Source organism: Actinoplanes sp. NPDC023936 (genome assembly GCF_040639325.1).
GTDB lineage: Bacteria > Actinomycetota > Actinomycetes > Mycobacteriales > Micromonosporaceae > Actinoplanes.
Window position 1 is genome coordinate 12,804 of record NZ_JBEZZR010000061.1, and the last position, 20,830, is coordinate 33,633.

The window sequence follows — 20,830 nt, forward strand, 5'->3', positions numbered from 1 at the left end:
TACCCCCGCTCGCCCATGATGAGAGGCGACCCGGCCGGGTGCCGGTCCTTCGGCGCAGCGCGGCCCGGACGGGCCAGCCCCGCTCAGCCGGGCCCCACGCTCAGTCGGACGTGCCCGTCAGCTGGGCATGGCCGTCAACTGGGCATGGCCGTCACCTGGGCATGGCTTTCAGCTGGGCATCGCCGCGGCGACGGATCTCGCCCACTGCTGGGCCCGCGTCAGCTCACCGTCGATCAGCGGGCCGGTGGTGCCGCCGACCCGGAAGCTCTGCGCGGGCAAGACCACCCGGGCGCCCAGGCCGTGCAGCCGGCGGGCCGCCTTGCGGGCCGCGGAACCGGTCAGCATAGGCTTGTTGGCCTTGGTGTCGAAGACCGCGACGGCCGCGCCGGCCGGCAGTGACAGGTCGTCCAGGTATTCCCGGACGCCGTACTCCTGCGCGCCCGCCCGGACCTCGCCCTGCCGGGCCGCGTCGGCGCGCGTGGCCGGGCGGCTGAGGCCGAAGGCGTGGGTGGGCGCCCCGACGACCAGCAGATCCATCCCGGTCACCGGCGGCCTGTCGTGGACGTCGGCGACCGTGACCTCGAACGTCTCGGCGAGGCCGTCGGCGACCGCCTGGGCGACCGCGGCGGTGTTGCCGAACATCGACTCGTAGACGACGAGCGCTCTCATCACGACTCCCGGACGATCAGAACCGGGCATTCGGCGTGGTGCAGCAGTTGCAGCCCGGTGGAGCCGAGCAGGGTTCCGACGATCACGCCGTGTCCGCGGCTGCCGACGACCACGAGCTGGGCGGTGTGCGAGACACCGGTCAGCACCGACGCGGCGGTGCCGTGCGACATCAGCGTCTCGACCGGCACGTCCGGGTACTTCGCCCGCCACAGCGCCAGCCTCTCCAGGACGCGCGCCCGTTCCGCCTCGTCCAGTTCCTCGCTCTGCAGCTGGGCCGCCGGCAGATAGCCGGCATACATCGGCGGGACCGGAACGTACGCGTGGACCGCCGTCACGCCGCTGCCACGCTCGCGGGCCACGGCGAACGCGGTCTCCAGCACCGCGTCGGCGCTCTCCGCGTCATCGACACCCACGACCACCGGCCCGGTGTACGGGTCCGGCCGTCCCCGCACCACGACGACGGGGGAGTGGGCGTGCGTGGCCACCCGCTGGCTGACCGAGCCGAGGCGCAGCTCGCTGAAACCGCCACTGCCGCGGTGCCCGAGGACCATCAGCGCGCCCTCCTCGGACGCGATGATCAGCTGGGCGGCCGGGTTGCCGGTCCGTACCCCGGTGACCACCGAGATCGCCGGCGCCACCTTCTTCGCGTGCTCGGCGGCCCGGGCGACGATGCCGTCCGCGATCTCCTGCGCCATCGCGAAGTGCAGGCCGTCGAAGTCGTACCGGGAGGCGTTCCACTCCCAGTCCAGGATGTGGAGCACCAGCAGCGACCGGTTGCTGAGCTCGGCCTCGCGCGCGGCCCACCGCACTGCCGCCCGGCTGGGTTCGGTGCCGTCGACTGCGACGACGATCATCGGGGTACGCATCGTGTCCTCCCTCGCCGTTCCTCCTTCCATCGTGATCGTGTTCGATGGGATCGGGCAGGGGGAGAGGTCCCGCCGCCGGGGGCCGTCCGGCCCGGAGAGCTACCGGGCCTGCGCCGCCTTCCAGCGAGTGATCTGGTCGAGGATGTCCCGCAGCGACACGTCGACGATCTCGCCGGCCGCCACCCGCCGGCGGATGATGTCCTCCACGTGGGCGGCCAGCTCGATCTCGTCGTCGGTCTGCGTCCACGGCACGTCGGTCAGCACGTCGGTCTCCTGCCGCTCGCCGACGGTGATCGATAGAGCGGTCATGGTGCCGACGCGGTGGACCTGGATCAGCTCCGGGCCGACGAGCGGGTAGTACGCGAGCCACTCGTCCCCGGCCGGGTCGTCCGGCCGCTGACGCCAGCCCATCCGCTGGCCGGTGAGCACGTAGCGTCCCGTCGTGTCGTCCACGCCCCGACGCTAACGGCTGCGGCGGAGCCGGGGAGCGGGTTCGGCCGGAACCGCATGAGCCGCCCCTGCGGTGGGCATCAGCAGGCCATGGACACCGAATCGCCAGGCCATGGACACTGCTGAGCCCGTGCCGGGCCGGACTCCGGCGAGCCCGGCTCAGCTGCCGGCGCCCGCCTGGTGGGCGACGCTGAAACGCACTGTCAAGGAGTTCGACGACGACGGGCTGGCCGACTGGGCCGCCGCACTGACCTACTACGCCGTGCTCTCGGTCTTCCCCGGCCTGATCCTGCTGGCCTCGGTGCTCGGGCTGATCGGCCGCCCGGTCATCCAGCCGCTGATCGACAACCTCGGCCAGGTCGCGCCCGGCCCGGTCCGCGACATTCTCACCAGCAGCCTCGCCAACCTCGGCCAGGACCAGGGAAAAGCTGGCTGGCTGGCGGTCGTCGGCCTGGCCGGGGCGCTCTGGACGGCGTCCGGGTACGTCGGCGCCTTCATGCGCGCCTCCAACGTCATCTACGACGTCCCGGAGGGCCGCCCGCTCTGGAAGACCCTGCCGATCCGGCTGGGGGTCACCCTGGTGGTGGGCGCCGCCCTGGCCGCGAGCACGCTGATCGTGGTCTTCACCGGGGAGGCCGCGGAATGGGTGGGCCACCTGCTGGACGTGGACCGCACCGCGCTGACCGTCTGGTCGATCGCGAAGTGGCCGGTGCTGCTGATCCTGCTCGGCGCGATCCTGGACCTGCTGTTCTGGGCCGCGCCGAACGCCCGGCAGGCCGGCTTCCGGTGGATCACCCCGGGCGGCGTGCTGGCGGTGCTGGCCTGGATCGTCACCTCCGCCGCGTTCGGCGTCTACGCGGCCCACTTCGGCTCCTACGACAAGACCTACGGCACCCTCGGCGGGGTCGCGGTCTTCCTGATCTGGCTCTGGATCTCCAACATCGCCGTCCTGCTCGGCGCCGAACTCGACGCCGAGCTGCACCGCAGCCGCGCGATCGCGGCCGGCCTGCCGGCGGACGAGGAGCCGTACGTCCCCCTACGCGACACGAAGGCGCTGTGATCATGGACAAGGAAGACGATGGATAAGGAAGAGGCAGAACAGGTCGAGCCGCTACGGCCACCGGACCTGAACCAGGAGTCGGACCGGTCGGCGACCCGCCTCGAGCTCTTCTTCGACCTGGCGTTCGTGCTGTTCGTGGCCCGCTGCGCCGACATCCTGGCGAAGGACGAGACCTGGCACGGCGCGTTGATCTTCGCCGCCGTGCTGTCGATCGGCTGGTGGGCGTGGGCGAGCACCACGCTGTACGCCAACCGGTTCGACACCGACGACGCGGTGTTCCGCCTGCTGACCCTGACCGCGATGGCCGGCGTGGTGGTCATGGCGGCGGCCGTCGACAAGATCGACGGCGCGGCCGGGCGCTGGTTCGCGATCGGATACGTGCTGATCCGGCTCGCCCTGATCGCCGGTTACCTGCGGGTCTGGCGGCACGTGCCGGAGGCCCGTTCGACCGCCCGGCTGTACCTGATCGGCCACGGCATGGGCGCCGCGTTCTGGCTGGTCTCGCTCGCCGTGCCGACGCCCGCGCGGTACTGGCTGTGGGGTGCCGGAGTCCTCGCCGACGTGGTGTGGCCGACCGCCGCCGCCCGGCTGAAGGACGCCGTGCCGCTGCACCTGGAACACCTGCCGGAACGCTTCGGCCTCTTCGTCATCCTGGTGCTGGGCGAGTCCGTCGCCGCCGTGGTGACCGGTCTGCACGACGCGGGCTGGGACGCTGCGGTGCTGGTCACGGCCGGGTGCGCGTTCGTGTCGGCGGCGGGGTTGTGGTGGATCTACTTCGACCTGTCCGGCGGCGCGGCGAAACGGCGGCTCACCACGGAGGGCGACGTCACCAAGCACGGCGTGCACGACTTCTATGTGTACGTCCATCTGCCGCTCGCCGTCTCGCTGGCCGCCGTGGCGGTCGGGCTGGAACACGCGGTGCTGCACGGCGCCGACGACCATCTGAGCGCCGGAACCCGCGGGGTGCTCGGCATCGCCACCGCCGGATACCTGTTCAGCGCCGCCCTGATGCAGGCGCACCTGGGCCGGCGTGTCCGCGGCACGCTGCTCTGGCCGGGCGCCGGTGTGCCGCTGGTCCTGCTGATCGTGCTGCTCGACCTGTCGCCGGTCACCACGATGGCATGGCTGGCGGCGCTGCTGGCGGCGGGCGTGCTCACCGGTTTCCAGCTGCACCGCGCGGGCGAGGTCCGTACCGCCAAGGTTTGATCGAAAATAATCCGGGGCGTCGTGTCCATCCCGGGCCGTCCCGCTCGTAGTGATGTCGTAAGCGGACTCGAGAGGGAGTTGACGATGAAGTACATGCTGCTGATCAACGCGGACGGGATCGACGAGCAGGGCGGCGCGGCCGGGTGCGAGCCGGCCGACTGGATGGCCTACGACAAGCAGGTGCGCGACGCCGGAATCCTGGTCTCCGGTGAGTCCCTGGCCGACCTGGTGACGGCAACGAGGGTACGGGTCGCCGCGGACGGGACCCGCATGGTGACCGACGGCCCGTTCGCCGAGAGCCGTGAGGTCCTCGGCGGTTTCTACGTGATCGACGTGCCGGATCTGGACGCGGCGCTGGACTGGGCGGCCCGCTGCCCCGGCGCCCGGGACGGCTCGATCGTGGTCCGCCCGGTCGCCGACTTCGGCTGATCTCGGCCGCTGGGTTCCGGCTGATGAGTTCCGGTCACAGCGTGGAGGCCGTGTTCCGCGAGGAGCACGGCCGCCTCCTCGCCGCCCTGTCCCGCCGGTTCGGCGATCTCGACCTCGCCGAGGAGGTCACCTCGGAGGCGATCGAAGCGGCGCTGGTCCGCTGGCCGATCGACGGCGTTCCGCCGAAACCGGGCGCCTGGCTGATGACCACCGCCCGGCGCAAGGCCGTCGACCGGCTGCGGCGCGACGCCGTCCTCGCCACCCGGCTGGCAGTGCTGCGGGTGGAGGCGGAACGGGCCGCCCCGCCGCCGGCCGGCGACGATTTCCCGGACGAGCGGCTGCAGCTCTTCTTCACCTGCGCGCACCCGGCGCTCGCGGCGGAGGACCGGATCGCGCTGACGCTGCGATGCCTCGCCGGTCTCACCACACCCGAGGTGGCCCGCGCGTTCCTGGTGCCCACCGCGACGATGGCGAAGCGGATCACCCGTGCCAAGCAGAAGATCCGGGACGCGCGGATCCCGTTCCGGGTACCCGATCCCGGCGAGCTCCCGCAACGACTCCCGGTGGTCCTGCAAGCGATCTACTCGATCTTCACTGAGGGGTACGCGGCCAAGCGCGCCGATCTCGCCGACGAGGCCATCCGTCTCGCTCGTATCCTGCGCGGGCTGGCGCCGGCCGAGCGGGAGGTGACCGGGCTGCTGGCGCTGCTGCTGCTGGTGCACGCCCGGCGGACGCCGGTGGCCGTGCCGCTCGCCGAACAGGACCGCGGCGCCTGGGACCGGGACCTGATCGCGGAGGGCGCGGCGTTGGTGGTGGAGGCGCTGACCGGCGGCCCGCCCGGGTTCTACGGCGTGCAGGCCGCGATCGCCGCCCTGCACGCCGAGGCCCCGGACCTGGAGAACACCGACTGGCCGCAGATCGTCGCGCTCTACGACGTGCTGCTGGCGATCGCGCCGTCCCCGGTGGTGGCGCTCAACCGGGCCGCCGCGGTGGCGATGCGCGACGGCCCGGCGGCCGGCCTCGCGCTGCTCGACGAGTTGGCGGACGAGCCTCTGCTGCGCGGCTATCACCCGTACCCCGCAAGCCGTGCCGATCTTCTGGACCGGCTGGGGCGGCGCGGCGAAGCCGTGGCGGCCTACCGTGACGCGCTGCGCCTGGCCGGCACCGACGCCGAGCGCGCGTTCCTGCGCCGCCGGATCACCGCGATCGAGGAGCCCGGCTGACAGGACAGCCCGCTGTCGCGAGGTGGCATCCGCGCCGCCTGGTCCCGTGCCGCCTGGTCCCGCGCCGCCTGGTCCCGCGCCGCCTGGTCCCGTGCCGCCTGGTCCCGTGCCGCCTGGTCCCGCGCCGCCCGGTCCCGTGCCGCCCTGACCCCGCGCCGCCCTGACCCCGCGCCGCCCTGACCCCGCGCCGCCTGGCCCCCCGCCCCCGTGCGCCCCGTCGACCCCGCGCCGGCGTCCTGCGGCTGGCATCTCGCACCTGGCACCTCCCCGCCTCGCCTCGCCTCGCCTCGCCGATCTTGGAACGCGCCGTCCCGGCCGTAGCCCACACCTGTGATCAAGCCCGGATAACCGCTCTGGCCTACGGCTGGCGTGGCCCGGCCGTAGCTCAGGCATGTGATCAAGCTCGGGTAGCCGTTCTGGTCTACGGCTGGCGTCGCCGGGCCGTAGCTCAGGCATGTGATCAAGCTCGGGTAGCCGCTCTGCCCTACGGCTGGCGTCGCCGGGCCGTAGCCAGCAGGGTCAGCACTGAGAGCCAGTGGGACCAGCGGGACTCGGCGTCGCGGGCGGGGAGCCCGCCCACAGATCTTGGCAAGTGGCGCCCATGTCGCAGCCGTCACTTGCCAAGATCGCGGCGGCCTACGACGTTGGCTACCCGTGGTGTTTCTGCTGGCAGGGCACGCAGAATCGGGCGTGCGGCAGGGCCTCCAGCCTTTCCGCCGGGATCGCCGTCTCGCACCGCTGGCAGAGGCCGTAGGTGCCGTCGGCGATCCGCCGCAGCGCGCCGCTGATCTGCTCCAGGCTCTGCCGGGTGGCGGCGAGCAGCGCGGCCCGGTCGTGGGCCTGCGCGGGGTCGCCGGTGTCGGCGTTGATCTCGGTGAGTTCCTTGAGCCGCGCGCTCTGTACCGCGAAATCCTCGCTCAATGACGCTCGGATATTGACGTCGATGGTCATGGTGAACGCTCCTGTTCGAAAAATGGGCCGGAAAACAAAAAGGGCCGAAGCTGTGCGCTTCGCCCTGGCGGTGATCGAGGATGTGCCTCCGCCGGTGGGCCGCGACCGGTGGGCGCGGGGCTCGGCAGACCCTGAGCAGCACTAACTCCCGCCACCACGGTGACGGCGAGCGAGTGCGAGCTCACGACCAGCATCCGGACACCATAGCCAATGCGCGCGGGTGCATCCACCGGCGGCCGCCGGAGCGAAGGACAGGGCGTAGGGAATCCACGAGACAGCTCAGGAGATCCGATGCGCACTCTGCTTCTCGGCCGCGCGGCCGCTGTCGGCGCGGTCAGCATGCTGGCCCTCGGCACGGCGGGAGCGTTGACCGCCTCCCCGGCGTACGCCAAAGCGAACTCCACGGTCACCGTCGTGCACGGCATTCCGGGCCAGCCGGTGGACGTCTACGTCAACGGCAAGAAGACCGTCCCGGACTTCCAGCCCGGCAAGGTGGCCGGCCCGCTGAGCCTGCCGGCCGGCCAGTACGACATCGCGCTGACCAAGCCCGGCGACGCGGTCGGCGACGCGCTGCTGACAGTCGACGACGCCGAGGTGCCCGGTGACGCGAACATCAGCCTCGTCGCCCACCTCACCGAGGCGGGCGAGCCGGCGCTGACGCCGTTCGTCAACGACACGTCGAAGGTCGCCGCCGGCAAGGCCCGGCTGATCGTCCGGCACGCCGCCGCGGCGCCCGCTGTCGACGTGCGCGCCGGTGGGCAGCCGGTCTTCGAGGACGTGACGAGCGGCAAGGAGGGCAAGGCGGACGTCGACGCCGGCACCGTCTCGGCCGACGTGGTCCTGGCCGGCACGGACACCCGGGTCCTCGGCCCGGCCGACCTGAACCTCAAGGAAGGCACCGCGACGGTCGTCTACGCGGTCGGCTCGGCCGAGGACGAGACCCTCGACATCGTCTCCCAGACGATCACCGGCCTGCACTCCGCGCCCGGTGGTGTGCCCAGCGGCGACGGCGGCCGCGCCGACAGCAAGACCGCACTTCCCTGGTACGGGGTCGGCGCCGTCGGCATCCTGCTGGCACTGCTCGGCGCCGTCCGGCTGGCGACCGCCCGTCGATGAGCATCGCCCCTGGTGACGGCACGTCCCGGCGCTTGCCGGGGCGTGCCCTGCTCCTGCTGGTGGCCGGGGTGGTCGTCGCGGTCACCGCCGGTGCTGCCGTGTGGTGGTCGCGGCCGGCGGCGGACTTCGGCACACCCGCGGTGACCGCGCTGATCTCGCCGTCTCCGGGCTCGCCGGCCGTCGCGTCTCCGGGCTCGTCGGCTTCGGGCTCGTCGGCCGTCGCGTCTCCGGGCTCGTCGTCTTCGGGCTCGTCGGCTTCGGGCTCTTCTGCCGATGGGGTTCCGGGGCGGGTGCCTATTGTGGACGGTGAGTTGCCGGCGGGTGGCGACACCGACGCGCCGGTCCGGCTGCGCATCCCCGCCCTCGATCTCGACGCGGACGTCGACGCGGTCGGTCTCGACGCCGCGACCGGGGACTTCGCCGTCCCGCCGAGCGTCGACCGGGTCGGCTGGTACCGGTACGGGCCCGGCTTCTCCGCGGACACCGGCTCGATCGTCGTCGCCGGGCACGTGGACAGCGCCGCCGAGGGTGACGGCGCCTTCTTCCGGCTCGGCGCCCTGGACTCCGGCGACCGGGTGACCCTGCTCGGGCCGGGCGGGCGGGACCGCACGTTCGAGGTGGTCGCCCGCGAGCGCTACCGCAAGACGGCGATCCCGCTGCCGAAGTACTTCGCCCGCGACGGCGAGGCGCGGCTCACGCTGATCACGTGCGGCGGCCCGTTCGACGAGAAGACCCGGCACTACCGCGACAACGTGGTGATCACCGCTGTCGCGGTGTGACGGCGGCGGTCACCCGTGGTCTTACCGGGACGGCGGCGGTCACCGCTGTCTTACCGGGACGGCAGCGCCGATTCGATGGCGGTGACCACCTCGGGGGCGTCCGGGGTGGTCTGCGGGGCGAACCGGGCGACGACCGTGCCGTCCGGGCCGACCAGGAACTTCTCGAAGTTCCACCGGACGTCACCGGTGTAGCCCTCGGCGTCCGGCTCGCCGGTCAGCGCCTGGTAGAGCGGGTGCCGCCGGTCGCCGTTGACCTCCACCTTCTCGGTCATCGGGAAGGTCACGCCGTAGGTCGCGCTGCAGAACTCGGCGATCTCGTCAGCGGTGCCCGGCTCCTGCCCGGCGAACTGGTTGCACGGCACGCCGAGCACCGTGAAGCCCCGATCGGCGTACCGTTTCTGCAGCTCTTCGAGCGTCCCGTACTGCGGCGTCAGCCCGCAGCGGGAGGCCACGTTGACGATGAGCGTGGCGGTGCCCCGGAACCGCGCGAGATCCAGCGGCTCGCCGCGAAGGTCGGCGATCTCCACGTCATAGATGGTCGACACGCGGTTCTCCTCCAGGAGTGGCGAGCTGATCTACCGTGCCAGCGTAACGGGCAACCTTCGCAGCCGTGCCGGCGTAACGGGCGGCCTTCGCGGCCCGTCTGCGCGCCGCACCCGCGGCCGAGCCGATCAGAACGGGGCAGGACCGCTGCCCGCGAGCGACACCAGGATCTGCGTCGCCAGCAGTCGCCGGACGCCCGTGACGGACACCGGCCCGACCTGGTCGTAGGGCAGCTCCAGGGACAGCCCCGCGCCGGAGTTGCGCACTTCTTCGGTGTTCTGGTCCGGGCGGAACGTGCCGCCCCAGCTCTCAGCGCCGGCGCGGTAGTTGGTGCTGAGCGAGGCCATCCCGGACACCCGTGTGCCGTCGGCGAGGGTCAGCCGGGCCGGACCGGAGTAAGTCGTCATGGTGAGTAACGGTAGCCGGAACGCCCCGCACAACCACAATCGGAACCCGGGGGCTCCGGGTCAGCGGGCCGGGAAAGTGCGCTTCACCTCGAGGTTGTGGAACCGGGGGCCGCCGGCGCGGAGCGCGTCTGATTTGGTCTTGGTTGGGCCCGAGCGGGTATCGCGTGCGCTCATCGCCCGTCCCGAAACGGATTCGCCGTTTCTGACCGGGTGGCCGGATCGAGGCCGCCGATCGCAGTGGTGCGGGGGCGCACGATCCGGTCGCGGAACGCCGATGGAATCACACCGCAGCTCGCGCCGGCGTGGACGAGGGCTCACCGCAGCCGTGTGTGTGCGCACGTCTGGGTCCTGGCGTAGACGCGGGACCACAATGCCGTTGGGTGCGACCTCATCGACCGCCGACCGCCGACCGCCGACCGCCGATGTTGGACGGTCCGAGGCAGTAGGCACAGTGCTCGCGGATCGATGATCCGGGCCGGCATCGCCAGGACGTCCGAAGCGCTGGATGCGGGAGGTGTCTGAGCCGGTGGAGCCGCCGGCGAGGATGATGGGGGTGTGCGGATCGAGGATGTGACTGCGGAGACCGTGCGGCCGGTGCGCCGGTCGCTGCTGGTGCAGCGCTGGGTGGACCTGAGCTTTCTGCACTGGGCGGTCGACCCGGCGCTCGTCGCGCCGCTGCTGCCGGCCGGCACGGTTCCGGACACCCTCGACGGGGTGACCTATGTCGGACTGATCGGGTTCCGGATGGTCGGGCTCGGCTTTCTGCGCGGCCCCGGCGTGCCCTATCTGGGCACGTTCTGCGAGACCAATGTACGGCTCTACAGCGTCGACCGCCGTGGCCGCCGTGCCGTGGTGTTCCTGTCCCTGGACGCGGAACGGCTTCTGCCGGTGCTGACGGCGCGGGCGACGCTGCGACTGCCGTACATGTGGTCGCGGATGCGCCTGACCCGCCGCGGTGACGTGCTCGACTACACGAGCCGGCGCCGGTGGCCCGCGACACCCGCGGCCACCAATCGGATGACGGTCCGGATCGCCGAGCCGATCGCGGAGCCGACCGAGCTGGAGCACTTCGTCACGGCCCGCTGGGGCCTGCACACCCGCGCCTGGGGCCGATCGCTGCACCTGCCGAACGAGCATCCGCGCTGGCCGCTGCACCGCGCCGAGCTGCTCGCCCTGGACGACACCCTGATCACTGCGGCGGGCCTGCCGGCGCCGTCCGGGCCGCCGGACAGCGTCCTGTATTCGCCGGGCGTCAGGGTCACCTTCGGCGCGCCCGACGTGCTGCGCCCCTGACCCGTCACCGCTCTGGGCAGTTTCGGTCACTTGGCGAAGTGGTACATATGCCACATGCTTGATCATTCCAAGGCCCCGCTGCTGGACGCCCTCGCCGACTACCACCGGCAGGACCGATACGGGTTCACCCCGCCTGGCCACCGGCAGGGGCGCGGCGCGGACCCGCGGGCCCGGGCGGTGCTGGGGGAGCAGACGTACCGGGCGGACGTGCTGGCCGCCAGCGGCCTCGACGACCGGGCGTCGTCGCGGGGGTTCCTCGCCGAGGCGGAGCGGCTGATGGCCGACGCGGTCGGGTCGGACCAGGCGTTCTTCTCCACCGCGGGCAGCTCGCTGTCGGTCAAGGCCGCGATGCTCGCCGTCGCCGGAGATCGCGGTGAGCTGCTGATCGGCCGGGACGCGCACAAGTCCGTGGTGGCCGGGCTGGTCTTCACCGGGGTGGAACCGCGCTGGGTCAAGGTGCGCTACGACGACGAGCTGCACCTCGCCCACCCGCCGTCGCCGGAGCAGCTGGAGGAGGCGTGGGAGCGGCACCCGACAGCGGCCGGCGCGCTGATCGTCAGCCCCACCCCGTACGGGACGTGCGCCGACATCGCCGCTCTCGCCGACATCTGCCACCGGCGTGGCAAGCCGCTGATCGTCGACGAGGCGTGGGGTGCTCACCTGCCGTTCCACCCCGACCTGCCGACCTGGGCGATGAACGCCGGCGCGGACATCTGCGTGGTCAGCGTGCACAAGATGGGGGCGGGCCTCGAGCAGGGCTCGGTGCTGCACTCGCGGGGTGACCTGATCGACCCGGCGCACCTGGCCGCCTGCGCCGATCTGCTGATGACCACCAGCCCCAACGTGATCGTGTACGCCGCCCTCGACGGCTGGCGTCGGCAGATGGTGGAAAACGGTCACCGGCTGCTGTCGGACGCGATCGCGCTCGCCCGCGGCCTGCGGTCGGACATCGCCGGGCTGCCCGGCCTGCGAGTGATCGAGGACCGGTTGATCGCGGTCGAGGCCAGCCACGACCTCGACCCGCTGCAGATCCTCATCGACGTCAGCGAGCTGGGCATCAACGGCTACCAGGCGGCTGACTGGCTCCGCGAGCACCGCAGGATCGACGTGGGACTGTCCGACCACCGCCGGATCCTCGCCACCATGTCGATGGCCGACGACGCCGGCACGGCCGCCCGGCTGATTGAAGGGCTGCGCGGCCTGGTCACGGCCGCGCCCGGCCTGCCGGCGGCGTCCACCGTGGAGCTTCCGCCGCCGGCACAGTTCGACCTGGAGCCGGTGATCTCCCCGCGCGAGGCCTTCTTCGGCCGCACCGAGACCGTCAAGGTGGACGAGGCGGCCGGCCGGGTCTGCGCGGAGCAGATCACCCCGTACCCGCCGGGAATTCCCGCTCTTCTCCCCGGTGAGCGGATCACCGAGGAGATGCTGGACTACCTGCGGTCCGGGCTCGCCGCCGGCATGGTCCTGCCGGACCCTTCCGACAAGACCTTGGAGACGGTACGCGTCGTCAGCGACCTCAGTCCGTCAGGTGCGCGCCGATCTCCGTCTCGCTGACCCGGTTCGGTTCGAGGACCCGGTGCAGGAACTCCCGGGTACGCGCCTCGCGGGGCCGGCCGAACACCTCCGCGGGCCGGCCCTGCTCGACGATCACGCCGCCGTCCATGAAGACGACCCGGGAGGCGACCTCTCGGGCGAACGCCATCTCGTGCGTGACCACCAGCATGGTCATGCCCTCGGCGGCCAGGCCGCGCATCACCGCGAGCACCTCGCCGACGAGTTCCGGGTCGAGCGCGCTGGTCGGCTCGTCGAAGAGCATCAGCTGCGGGTCCATCGCCAGCGCGCGGGCGATGGCCGCGCGCTGCTGCTGCCCGCCGGACAACTGCGCGGGGTACGCGCCGGCCTTGTCGACGAGTCCCACACGCTCCAGATTCGCTGTCGCGATCCGGTCCGCCTCGGCGCGGCTGCGTCCCAGCACCCGGCGCTGGGCGATGGTGACGTTCTCCCGGACGGTGAGGTGCCCGAACAGGTTGAACTGCTGGAAGACCATGCCGATGCCCCGGCGGACGGCGTCGATGTCGCAGTCCGGGTCGGTGACCTCGACGCCGGCCACCCGGATCGAACCGGAGGTCGGCTCCTCCAGCAGGTTCACGCAGCGCAGCAGCGTCGACTTGCCGGAGCCGGACGGGCCGATCACGCAGACGACCTCGCCCGGCTCGACCGACAGGTCGATGCCGCGCAGCACCTCCAGGGCGCCGAAGGACTTGTGCAACTGACCGATCTCGATGGTGGACATGCCTGTCACCTCTCCCTCGCGGCGCGGCGCTCCAGCGCGCGGACCACCTGCGACAGCGGCAGGGTGATCAGCAGGTAGAGCAGCCCGGCCACGACCAGGGGCGTGGGGTTGACCCGGGTGTTGAGTGTGTCACCGGCGAACTTGGTCAGCTCGATCGTCGCCGGGGTGACGCCGAGGACGTACACCAGGGAAGTGTCCTTCGTCAGCAGGATGATCTCGTTCGTCAGCGGGGGGATGACGATGCGGAATGCCTGCGGGAGCACGATGGAGATCATCGCGCGGGTGTGTGACATGCCGAGCGTCCGCGCCGCCTCCAGCTGGCCTTTCGGGACGGCCTGGATGCCGGCGCGGATGGTCTCCGCCATGTACGCGGCCGCGGTGAGCCCGAGCCCCACGGTGACCGATCCGTAGACGCCACCGGGGATCTCCCGGTCCGGGAAGGCGAGGGGCACGCCGTACCCGACCATGAAGAGCACCAGCAGGGCCGGCAGACCCCGGAACAATTCGATGTACGCGGTGGCGGCCCACCGGTACGGCAGGATCGACGACAGTCGCATCAGCGCGAGGATCAGCCCCAGGGTGAGGCCGAACACGAACGCCAGCAGCGTGTAGATGATCGTGTTGCGCAGCGCGACGGTGATCGCCTCGGGGAACATGCTCCCGGCGATGTCCGCCTGGAAGAAGGCGTCGGACAGCCGAGCCCAGTCCGCGGAGGCGGCCACCGCCACGATGGCCAGTGCGAAGACGACGTAGCCGGCGATGCGGGCGACCCGCTGCCGCCGGCGGCGACTGAGTTTCATGTGTGGTGGCTCGATTGTGCGCGTCAGCTGGCCGGCTTCGCGCCGATCCACTCCGCGTAGATCTTGTCGTAGGTGCCGTCCGAGCGCGCCGCCGCGATCGCCGCGTTCACCTCGGCGAGCAGCTTCGCGTTGCCCTTCTTCACGGCGAAGCCGTACTGCTCGCCGGTGTCGAAGCCGGCCGCGACCGCGACCTTGCCGGGGTTCGCCTTGAGGTACTCGTTCCAGACCGGCAGGTCGTTGACGGCAGCCTCGACCTGGTTGGTCACGAGCGCCTGCTGCAGAGCGGCGAGATCGCGGTACGAGACCACCTCGATCTTCAGGCCCTTCTCCTTGACCTGGGCGTTGATGTACTCCTCGCCGGTGGTGCCGCCCTGCACGCCGAGGCGCTTGCCGGCCAGCTCGTCGAGGGTGGCGACCTTCTTGCCGGCGACCACGGCGAGCGCCTGGGTCGCGTCGAAGTACGGCTCGGAGAAGTCGAGTACCTGCTTGCGCTCGTCGGTGATCGTCATGCCGGCCGCGGCCACGTCACACTTGCCGGAGTTGAGGTCGGCGCCGGACTTGATGCCCTCGAACGGCGTGTCCACGATCTCCTGCTTCACGTTCAGCTTCGCGGCGACCAGGTCGATCAGCGCCACGTCGAAGCCCACCACCTTGCCGGAGTCGTCCTTCGACTGGAACGGCGCGTACGGCAGGTGCGTGCAGGTGGTGAGCGCGCCGGCCTTGATCAGTGGCACGCCGCTGTCGCTGGTGCCGCCGGTGTCTTCTTTGGCACACCCGGCGGCGCCGACCGCCAGCAGCGCGGCGGCCGCCAGGGCCGCCGCCGTACGGGCGTGGTGCAGCTTCGTCATTATGTTCTCCCCGGGGGTCCCGACTCGTGGTCGCATTTCGGTCAACCCAGCTTAAGTCATGTAGATCCATTTCCGATCACTGCGGTAGGGGAGGTATGCCCGGGGGTCAGGGGAGTGATCGCAGGAACTGATCGGGGCCCTGGAGAAGTGGGCAGCTCACCGCGGAGTGGCAGGACTCCCAGAGCGAGGCGTGGACGGATCCGAGGGGGTGCTGGACGGCGATCTGCTCGCCGTCGTAGACGACGACGAAGCCGGTGGAGGGGTCGCCGAGGGTAAGCGGGCGAGTGGCGGGTCGTTGGGGGATGTCAGGTCGCTGGGGCCCGTCGGGTCGCTGGGGCATGGTGGGTCGCTGGGGCTTGCTGGGGAAGGTTCTGGTGCCGGCCGGTTTGCCCTTGGCCGGGTCGACCCGCACCGGCCTGGTCTTGGCCGGCTTGTTCTTCACCGGCTTGGCCTTCGGCGGTTTGTATGTCACCGGCTTGGCGGCGGCGGGCTTGCCAGCGGCGGGCTTGGCGGCAGCCGGCTTGGCGGCGGCGGGCTTGGCGGCGGCGGGCTTGTCAGCGGCGGGCTTGGCGGGGGTCGGCGGAGTGGTGGTCGCGGGTTTCGCAGGCGGGGGCGGACTGTCGTCGGGCTCCGCGGCGTACGGCTTCGCGCTGGTGGGACGAGTGTCGACGGGTTCGGTGGAGACGGCCGGCGACGGCTGACTTGCGGTGGGTGGCTGGCTTGCGGCCGGCTGACTCGCGCTGGGCGACGGGCCGGCGGACGGTGCCACCGAGGCGGGCTGGCTGCCGGCCGAAGCCGAAGCCGAGACCGACGGCGCCGGCTGGCTGCCATCGGCACTGGGCTGGGCGGCCGCTGGCCCTGGTGACCCGCCGGCACCGGGATCAGCCGGAACCGGGGACCCCTTCGGGCCGAGAATCCGCAGCACATAGGCATCCGCGTCAGCGTCGGCGCTGGGGCCGGGCTCGGGACCGTCAGCCAGGGCCAGCAGCGACGGCGGCAGTGCCGTGACGACGGTGATCCCCGCGACGGCGACGATCCTGCGCATCCGGTCGACCTCCTCAAGCTAGGGACAATCTCCCCGAGGCTAACGCCGTAACAGACATAACGGTCATAACTCGCATTACTCCCGCGCGCCGTCACCCCTCTCCGGCGCTGCGTGCGCGGCGGTGTCCCGTCAGCTCCGTACACTCGATCGGGTGAGCATCGGCAAGGGCGACATCGCGCCCGACTTCGAACTTCCCGACCAGGACGGCGTCCCGCGTCGGCTGACCGATCTCCTGGCGGACGGGCCCGTCGTCCTCTTCTTCTACCCCGGTGCGATGACGAAGGGGTGCACCGCGGAGGCGTGCCACTTCCGCGACCTGGCCGCCGAGTACCGGGCGGCCGGGGTGCAGCGGGTCGGCGTCAGCAAGGACCCGGTGGAGAAGCAGAAGCGCTTCGCGGACGCTCACACCTTCGACTATCCGCTGTTGTCCGATCCGGATTCGACGACCATCGCGGCGTACGGGGTGAAGCGCAAGCTGAGTCTCGGCCCGCTGAGCACGAAGCGGATGACTTTCGTGATCGGGGCCGACGGCAGGATCCTCGATGTGATCCACAGCGAGCTGGACATGAATCAGCACGCGGCGCAGGCGCTGAGCGTGGCGGTCGCCGCCAAGGCCTGACCTGCGGGGCCTGACCTGCAGGGCCTGACCTGGCCGTTAGGGCGAAACGCCCGATATGAAAGCAAATATTTCTTACTGTGGTGGACATGGTCAGGTCCATCCAGCGGCGGTGTGGCGCCGGGCTGCTCGCTGTCGTCGTCATGGGCCTGGTGGCCGTCGTCTACCCCGGACCTGCCGAGGCGGTGGTCGTCGATGGCGACATCTCCGATGTCGCCCTCTATCACCGCACGTCCAGCGGGGTGACCACGCGCGTCTCGCCGGACGGATCATCGGCGGTCCTCGGCGACGTCTCGTCGGGGCTCGACGGCAGCGCCGGCATCGAGGTCGACGACGACGGCACCGTCTACGTGACGAACAACTACACCAGCAAGATCTACAAGATCCCGCCCGGTGGTGTCGCGACCCAGGTGCCGTTCACCACGCATCTGTCGAGTCCCACCGATGTCGCCGTCGACGGTTCCGGCGCGCTGTACACGACCACCGCCTCCTTCGGCGGCGTGGTGCGGCGGGCAGCCGACGGCACCGAAACCTCGTTCACCTTCACCGGCATCTGGTCGATCGGCGACATGGTGGTCGACGACGAGGGCAGCATCTACCTGCTGGACGGCATGCAGGACCTGCTGGTGAAGCAGGACGCTCAGGGCAACCAGAGCACGATCGCCCAGTACCCGGACATCGCGGCGACCGGCTCGCTGGCGATCGACGACCAGAAACGGCTCTACGTCGGTTCCAGTTCGGGCAGCATCTACCGGATCACCCAGGGCGCCGGCACGGTGGAGACGATCACCACGGCCGCCGGCGGTGTGGTCAGTCTCGCGGTGGCGGGGAACGGTGACGTCCTGGCGGCCCGGTTCACCGAGGACGTGGTCCGGGTGCTCGCGGACGGCACCGTGCTGCCCGCACTCGCCCAGATCACCCAGCTGAACGGTCTGGCCGTCCGGACGGTTCCGGATCCGCCGGACAATGTGACAGCCACGCCCGGAGTCGCCTCGGCCGGCGTCAGCTGGGATCCCGCCGCGACGAACGGCGGCGATCCGGTCGTGCGCTACGCGGTGGTCTCCGACCCCGGCGGCCTGACGTGCGTCTCGAACAACCCGGCGAACACCGGGTGCACGGTCACCGGCCTCGCGAACGGGCAGGCGTACACGTTCCGGGTCAGAGCGTCGAACTCGGTGGCCGAGGCCGGGGAGTCCCTGCTCAGCGCCGCCTCCGGCCCGGTCACGCCGGGCCTGCCGTCCGCGCCCACGTCGCTGCAGGCCACGCCGGGTGACGAGTCGGCCGGGATCTCCTTCCTCCCCGGCAGCCCGGGCGCGGATCCGAACCAGGATTTCGAGACCTCCACCGACCAGTGGCAGAGCTGGCAGCCGCTCACCACCGCGCCCGGCAACGGCGGAACGCTGACCGGCACGGTGACGAACCTGCCCAACGACGTGCCGACAGAGATCCGCCTCCGCGGCCGGAACTCGTTCGGCCCCGGGCCGGACGCCGACACCACCGTCGTCGCGGTAGCGCCGGCGCCCTCGGCCTCACCGTCCGCCTCGCCGTCGGTCTCTCCGTCCGCCTCGCCGTCGGTCTCGCTGTCGGTCTCGCCGTCGGCGTCCTCGTCGCCTTCGCTGTCGGCCTCACCGTCGCCGCCCACCACCACCCGGCCGCCGGCGCCGGCGCCCGCACCCTCCTCGGCCCCGCCCACGTCGTCGTCACCGAGCCCCACGGCCACCGTCACAGCGGCGCCCACCACGCCGCCCGCGCCGACCGTGCCGAACCCGCCGACCGGCGTCACAGTGGTCGCCGGCACCTCCTCGCTCCAGGTCTCCTGGCAGGCGCCGCAGGCCAACGGCGTGCCGGTCACCGGTTACCGCGCGATCGCCGACCCCGGTCCGGCCAGCTGCGTCACCACCGGAGCGACGAACTGCGTCCTCGGTGGCACTGCCGGTGTGCCCTATCGGGTACGCGTCGTGGCGCTCTCCGCCAAGGGCCTCTCCACGCCGTCGGCCTACTCCGGCTCCGCGACACCGTCCGCCCCGCCCGTGGCCACGACGCCGCCGAGCACCGGGGTGCCGCTCGCCACCGACCAGGGACGCATCTCCAACGCGTCACCCGGCCAGGACCTCACGCTGGTCGGCACCGGCTACGCGGCGTTCTCGACGGTGACCCTCACCGTCTACTCGGAGCCGATCGTGCTGGCGAAGGTCACGACCGACCGCGACGGCGCGTTCCGGCAGGCCGTGACAGTGCCCGGCGACCTGGCCCACGGCACGCACTTGTTCACCGCGACCGGGGTGGACAGAAGCGGCGAACTCCGCACGATGCGCATGGACGTGACGGTCCGCCCCAAGCCCAGCACGCTGCCGGTCACGGGCTCGAGCATCCTGTGGATGCTCGTCACCGGGCTGAGCCTCACCACGGCCGGCGCCGCTCTCCGCAGCGTCGGTCCCTGAGCTCGGCAGCGGCCGTCTCCGAGTGGGATCGGCAGCGTCCGGACGTCAGCCGGCCGCTGCCGTGACGTCGATCCCGGCGCGCTCAGCCAGTCCCGGAAAGGTCCTCGCCTGGTGATCAGCAGAACCGGGGCAGGTGGTGGGCCAGCTGGGCGCGCCACGACGGCCAGTCGTGCGGGACGTCGAACCCCCAGAGATCCCATTCATGGGGTACGGCCTTGGCCGCCAGCAGTTCCGCCATCTGCCGTGTCGACGCCAGCGAGCCGGTCGTGTCCTCCCATTGACCCTGCCCGCAGACGAGCAGGACGGAGAGCCGGGACCGCAGCCAGTCCAGGTGGTCGCCGTGCAGGTTGGCGACGTACGCGGCAGGGTTGTTGAAGTAGACGGCGTCGCCGGGCTCGCCCCACCCGTACCACGTGGTGGGGTTGAAGTTGCCGGAGAAGCAGAGCGCCAGCGGGAACAGGTCGGCGCGCTTGAAGGCGAAGTTGAGGGCGTGGAACGCGCCGAGCGAGCAGCCCGCCGTCACGATCTCGGTGGCGCCGCCGCTGTCGTCGCGGATGTGCGGGACGACGGCGTCCACGATCCACGACTCGTAGGCGCCGTGCCGCAGCGCCCGCTCCTCGATCGGGAGCTCGGCCGCCGACCAGGTCCCGCCGTCGAACGAGCCGACACAGTAGAGCTTGACCCGTCCCGCGTCGATCAGATCCTCGACCGCCGACACCATGCCCCGGTCGGCGAACTCCTGCGGGTGACCGCCCTCGCTGGGAAACACCAGGACGGGCCGGCCGTAGTGCCCGTAGGCGGCGATCCCGCCGCGGATGCCGGAGGGGGTTCGCAGCTCAGCCGTGTAGTGCCGCATGCCGCCATTCTCGCAGTGGCCGTCATTGACCGGTGTGGAACTCTGGAAAGGTGACGAGCCAGGACACCGTTCTCAACCCGCTCGCCGTGGCGCTGGATGTGCTCAGAGCCGGCGCCCCGACGGAGATTATGGGTGCGCCTGCGGCGTGGCCGCGGTGGGAGGCTCTTCTGCCTCATGCGTTGGCGGCGACCGAGTTCGCCAGCGGAAACAGGGATCGGGCAGCGTCGATCACGGCTGATAGGCAGGCTGCCGAAAGCTGTGCGTGGCTCTTGGATCGCTCCGCTACTTACCTGCAGGTGTTCGGTCGGCCCCGCGAGGCTCGTCCGCTGGCGGAACGTGCTCTCTCCATCGATGAGTCCCTCTTCGGTCCCACTCATCTGGAAGTCAGCACCGACCTGGGCAACCTCGCTCTGATACTGAGAGATTTGGGCGAGTTGTCCATCGCTCGTGAGCTGGCTGAACGCGGCCTGGCCATCTCTGAGACGATCTTCGGCTCGGACCATCCGGTCGTCGGTGTCCGCCTGAGCAGCCTCGCCGTCATTCTGCGGGCTTCAGGCGAGGCCGCTGCCGCGCGTGAGTTCAGCGAGCGGGCGCTGGCCATCGCTGAGACTGCCTACGGCCCTGAGCACCCGACGATCAGTATCCGTTTGAACAATCTCGCCCTGGTTCTGAGGGATCTTGGAGAGCTGTCGGCAGCGCGTGAGTTGACCGAGCGGGCTTTGGCCATCGCTGAGGCTGCCCATGGCCCGTACCACCCGGACGTCGGTACCTGCCTGGGCAACCTTGCATTACTTTTGAGGGATCTCGGTGAACTGCCGGTGGCGCGTGAGTTGAGCGAGCGGGCTCTAGCCCCGTACTTCGCACATGCTTTGGAGTGAACGGCCGTCACTCTGATCAAGATCGATGTGTTGGTCGGGTATGGGTGTAGCAGGTGCTCCT

22 protein-coding genes are annotated in these 20,830 nt (G+C 71.2%); 11 read left to right on the forward strand and 11 right to left on the reverse strand.

Going from position 1 to position 20,830, the window contains the following annotated elements; all coding sequences use genetic code 11:
• Positions 1-168: 168 nt before the first annotated feature.
• The 3 genes from AB0F72_RS40150 to AB0F72_RS40160 form a co-directional block, all read right to left on the reverse strand.
• Entirely contained in the window at positions 169-669 is a 501-nt protein-coding gene (locus AB0F72_RS40150) for a flavodoxin family protein (protein WP_360443832.1), read from the reverse strand.
• Positions 669-1,535: a universal stress protein gene (locus AB0F72_RS40155; protein ID WP_360443835.1), complete on the reverse strand. Its 867-nt coding sequence runs from the start codon at positions 1,533-1,535 to the stop codon at positions 669-671. Before AB0F72_RS40155 ends, AB0F72_RS40150 begins: the two co-directional genes overlap by 1 nt.
• A 99-nt stretch (positions 1,536-1,634) precedes the next feature.
• On the reverse strand, positions 1,635-1,988 hold the full coding sequence (locus AB0F72_RS40160; RefSeq protein ID WP_360443837.1) for a hypothetical protein: 354 nt from the start codon (positions 1,986-1,988) through the stop codon (positions 1,635-1,637).
• A gap of 109 nt (positions 1,989-2,097) precedes the next feature.
• Between AB0F72_RS40160 and AB0F72_RS40165 the strand changes: the two genes are divergently transcribed.
• The 4 genes from AB0F72_RS40165 (at position 2,098) to AB0F72_RS40180 (ending at position 5,903) form a co-directional block, all read left to right on the forward strand.
• Positions 2,098-3,045 carry a YihY/virulence factor BrkB family protein gene (locus AB0F72_RS40165; RefSeq protein ID WP_360443840.1) on the forward strand — a complete coding sequence of 316 codons (948 nt, stop codon included), beginning with the start codon at positions 2,098-2,100 and terminating at the stop codon, positions 3,043-3,045.
• 18 nt (positions 3,046-3,063) lie between these two features.
• The gene (locus AB0F72_RS40170; protein WP_360443842.1) at positions 3,064-4,251 is read left to right on the forward strand and encodes a low temperature requirement protein A; all 1,188 of its coding nucleotides are present in this window, start codon (positions 3,064-3,066) and stop codon (positions 4,249-4,251) included.
• Positions 4,252-4,335: 84 nt separating this feature from the next.
• Positions 4,336-4,680: a YciI family protein gene (locus tag AB0F72_RS40175; protein WP_360443845.1), complete on the forward strand. Its 345-nt coding sequence runs from the start codon at positions 4,336-4,338 to the stop codon at positions 4,678-4,680.
• Between the two features lie 23 nt (positions 4,681-4,703).
• On the forward strand, positions 4,704-5,903 hold the full coding sequence (locus AB0F72_RS40180) for a DUF6596 domain-containing protein (protein WP_360443848.1): 1,200 nt from the start codon (positions 4,704-4,706) through the stop codon (positions 5,901-5,903).
• Positions 5,904-6,551: 648 nt separating this feature from the next.
• On the opposite strand, the gene AB0F72_RS40185 is transcribed toward AB0F72_RS40180, so the two are convergent.
• Positions 6,552-6,854 (reverse strand): TraR/DksA C4-type zinc finger protein, encoded by a 303-nt coding sequence (locus tag AB0F72_RS40185; RefSeq protein ID WP_360443851.1) that lies wholly within the window; start codon positions 6,852-6,854, stop codon positions 6,552-6,554.
• Positions 6,855-7,193: 339 nt separating this feature from the next.
• Between AB0F72_RS40185 and AB0F72_RS40190 the strand changes: the two genes are divergently transcribed.
• Positions 7,194-7,970, forward strand: coding sequence for a DUF4397 domain-containing protein (locus AB0F72_RS40190; protein ID WP_360443896.1), 777 nt, complete (start codon positions 7,194-7,196; stop codon positions 7,968-7,970).
• Complete coding sequence (locus tag AB0F72_RS40195; protein WP_360443854.1) at positions 7,967-8,749, forward strand: class F sortase; 783 nt, start codon at positions 7,967-7,969, stop codon at positions 8,747-8,749. Before AB0F72_RS40190 ends, AB0F72_RS40195 begins: the two co-directional genes overlap by 4 nt.
• 50 nt (positions 8,750-8,799) lie before the next feature.
• Here the strand turns inward: AB0F72_RS40195 and AB0F72_RS40200 are convergent, their stop codons facing one another.
• Together AB0F72_RS40200 and AB0F72_RS40205 are read right to left on the reverse strand one after the other, a co-directional pair.
• Positions 8,800-9,294 carry a glutathione peroxidase gene (locus AB0F72_RS40200; RefSeq protein ID WP_360443857.1) on the reverse strand — a complete coding sequence of 165 codons (495 nt, stop codon included), beginning with the start codon at positions 9,292-9,294 and terminating at the stop codon, positions 8,800-8,802.
• A 126-nt stretch (positions 9,295-9,420) separates the two neighbouring features.
• Positions 9,421-9,699 carry a hypothetical protein gene (locus AB0F72_RS40205; protein ID WP_360443860.1) on the reverse strand — a complete coding sequence of 93 codons (279 nt, stop codon included), beginning with the start codon at positions 9,697-9,699 and terminating at the stop codon, positions 9,421-9,423.
• 555 nt (positions 9,700-10,254) lie between these two features.
• On the opposite strand from AB0F72_RS40205, the gene AB0F72_RS40210 reads away from it, so the two are divergent.
• Positions 10,255-10,992, forward strand: coding sequence for a DUF2071 domain-containing protein (locus tag AB0F72_RS40210; RefSeq protein ID WP_360443863.1), 738 nt, complete (start codon positions 10,255-10,257; stop codon positions 10,990-10,992).
• A 54-nt stretch (positions 10,993-11,046) separates the two neighbouring features.
• On the forward strand, positions 11,047-12,546 hold the full coding sequence (locus AB0F72_RS40215) for an ornithine decarboxylase (RefSeq protein WP_360443866.1): 1,500 nt from the start codon (positions 11,047-11,049) through the stop codon (positions 12,544-12,546).
• Here AB0F72_RS40215 and AB0F72_RS40220 read toward each other — a convergent pair.
• The 4 genes from AB0F72_RS40220 to AB0F72_RS40235 all read right to left on the reverse strand — a co-directional run bounded on the left by AB0F72_RS40220 (position 12,509) and on the right by AB0F72_RS40235 (position 15,978).
• A complete protein-coding gene (locus AB0F72_RS40220; protein WP_360443869.1) occupies positions 12,509-13,285 on the reverse strand; it encodes an amino acid ABC transporter ATP-binding protein in 777 nt (258 codons plus the stop codon). The two genes, AB0F72_RS40215 and AB0F72_RS40220, sit on opposite strands and share 38 nt — an antisense overlap.
• Positions 13,286-13,290: 5 nt before the next feature.
• Complete coding sequence (locus tag AB0F72_RS40225) at positions 13,291-14,085, reverse strand: amino acid ABC transporter permease (protein WP_360443872.1); 795 nt, start codon at positions 14,083-14,085, stop codon at positions 13,291-13,293.
• A gap of 23 nt (positions 14,086-14,108) precedes the next feature.
• Entirely contained in the window at positions 14,109-14,933 is an 825-nt protein-coding gene (locus AB0F72_RS40230) for an ABC transporter substrate-binding protein (RefSeq protein ID WP_360443875.1), read from the reverse strand.
• Between the two features lie 106 nt (positions 14,934-15,039).
• The gene (locus AB0F72_RS40235) at positions 15,040-15,978 is read right to left on the reverse strand and encodes a hypothetical protein (protein WP_360443878.1); all 939 of its coding nucleotides are present in this window, start codon (positions 15,976-15,978) and stop codon (positions 15,040-15,042) included.
• A 151-nt stretch (positions 15,979-16,129) separates the two neighbouring features.
• On the opposite strand from AB0F72_RS40235, the gene AB0F72_RS40240 reads away from it, so the two are divergent.
• Positions 16,130-16,597: a peroxiredoxin gene (locus AB0F72_RS40240; protein WP_360443881.1), complete on the forward strand. Its 468-nt coding sequence runs from the start codon at positions 16,130-16,132 to the stop codon at positions 16,595-16,597.
• A gap of 86 nt (positions 16,598-16,683) precedes the next feature.
• Positions 16,684-19,035 carry a fibronectin type III domain-containing protein gene (locus AB0F72_RS40245; RefSeq protein WP_360443884.1) on the forward strand — a complete coding sequence of 784 codons (2,352 nt, stop codon included), beginning with the start codon at positions 16,684-16,686 and terminating at the stop codon, positions 19,033-19,035.
• Between the two features lie 115 nt (positions 19,036-19,150).
• On the opposite strand, the gene AB0F72_RS40250 is transcribed toward AB0F72_RS40245, so the two are convergent.
• A complete protein-coding gene (locus tag AB0F72_RS40250; protein WP_360443887.1) occupies positions 19,151-19,891 on the reverse strand; it encodes an alpha/beta hydrolase-fold protein in 741 nt (246 codons plus the stop codon).
• Positions 19,892-19,941: 50 nt separating this feature from the next.
• On the opposite strand from AB0F72_RS40250, the gene AB0F72_RS40255 reads away from it, so the two are divergent.
• Complete coding sequence (locus AB0F72_RS40255; protein ID WP_360443890.1) at positions 19,942-20,769, forward strand: tetratricopeptide repeat protein; 828 nt, start codon at positions 19,942-19,944, stop codon at positions 20,767-20,769.
• The last annotated feature ends 61 nt before the right edge of the window (positions 20,770-20,830 follow it).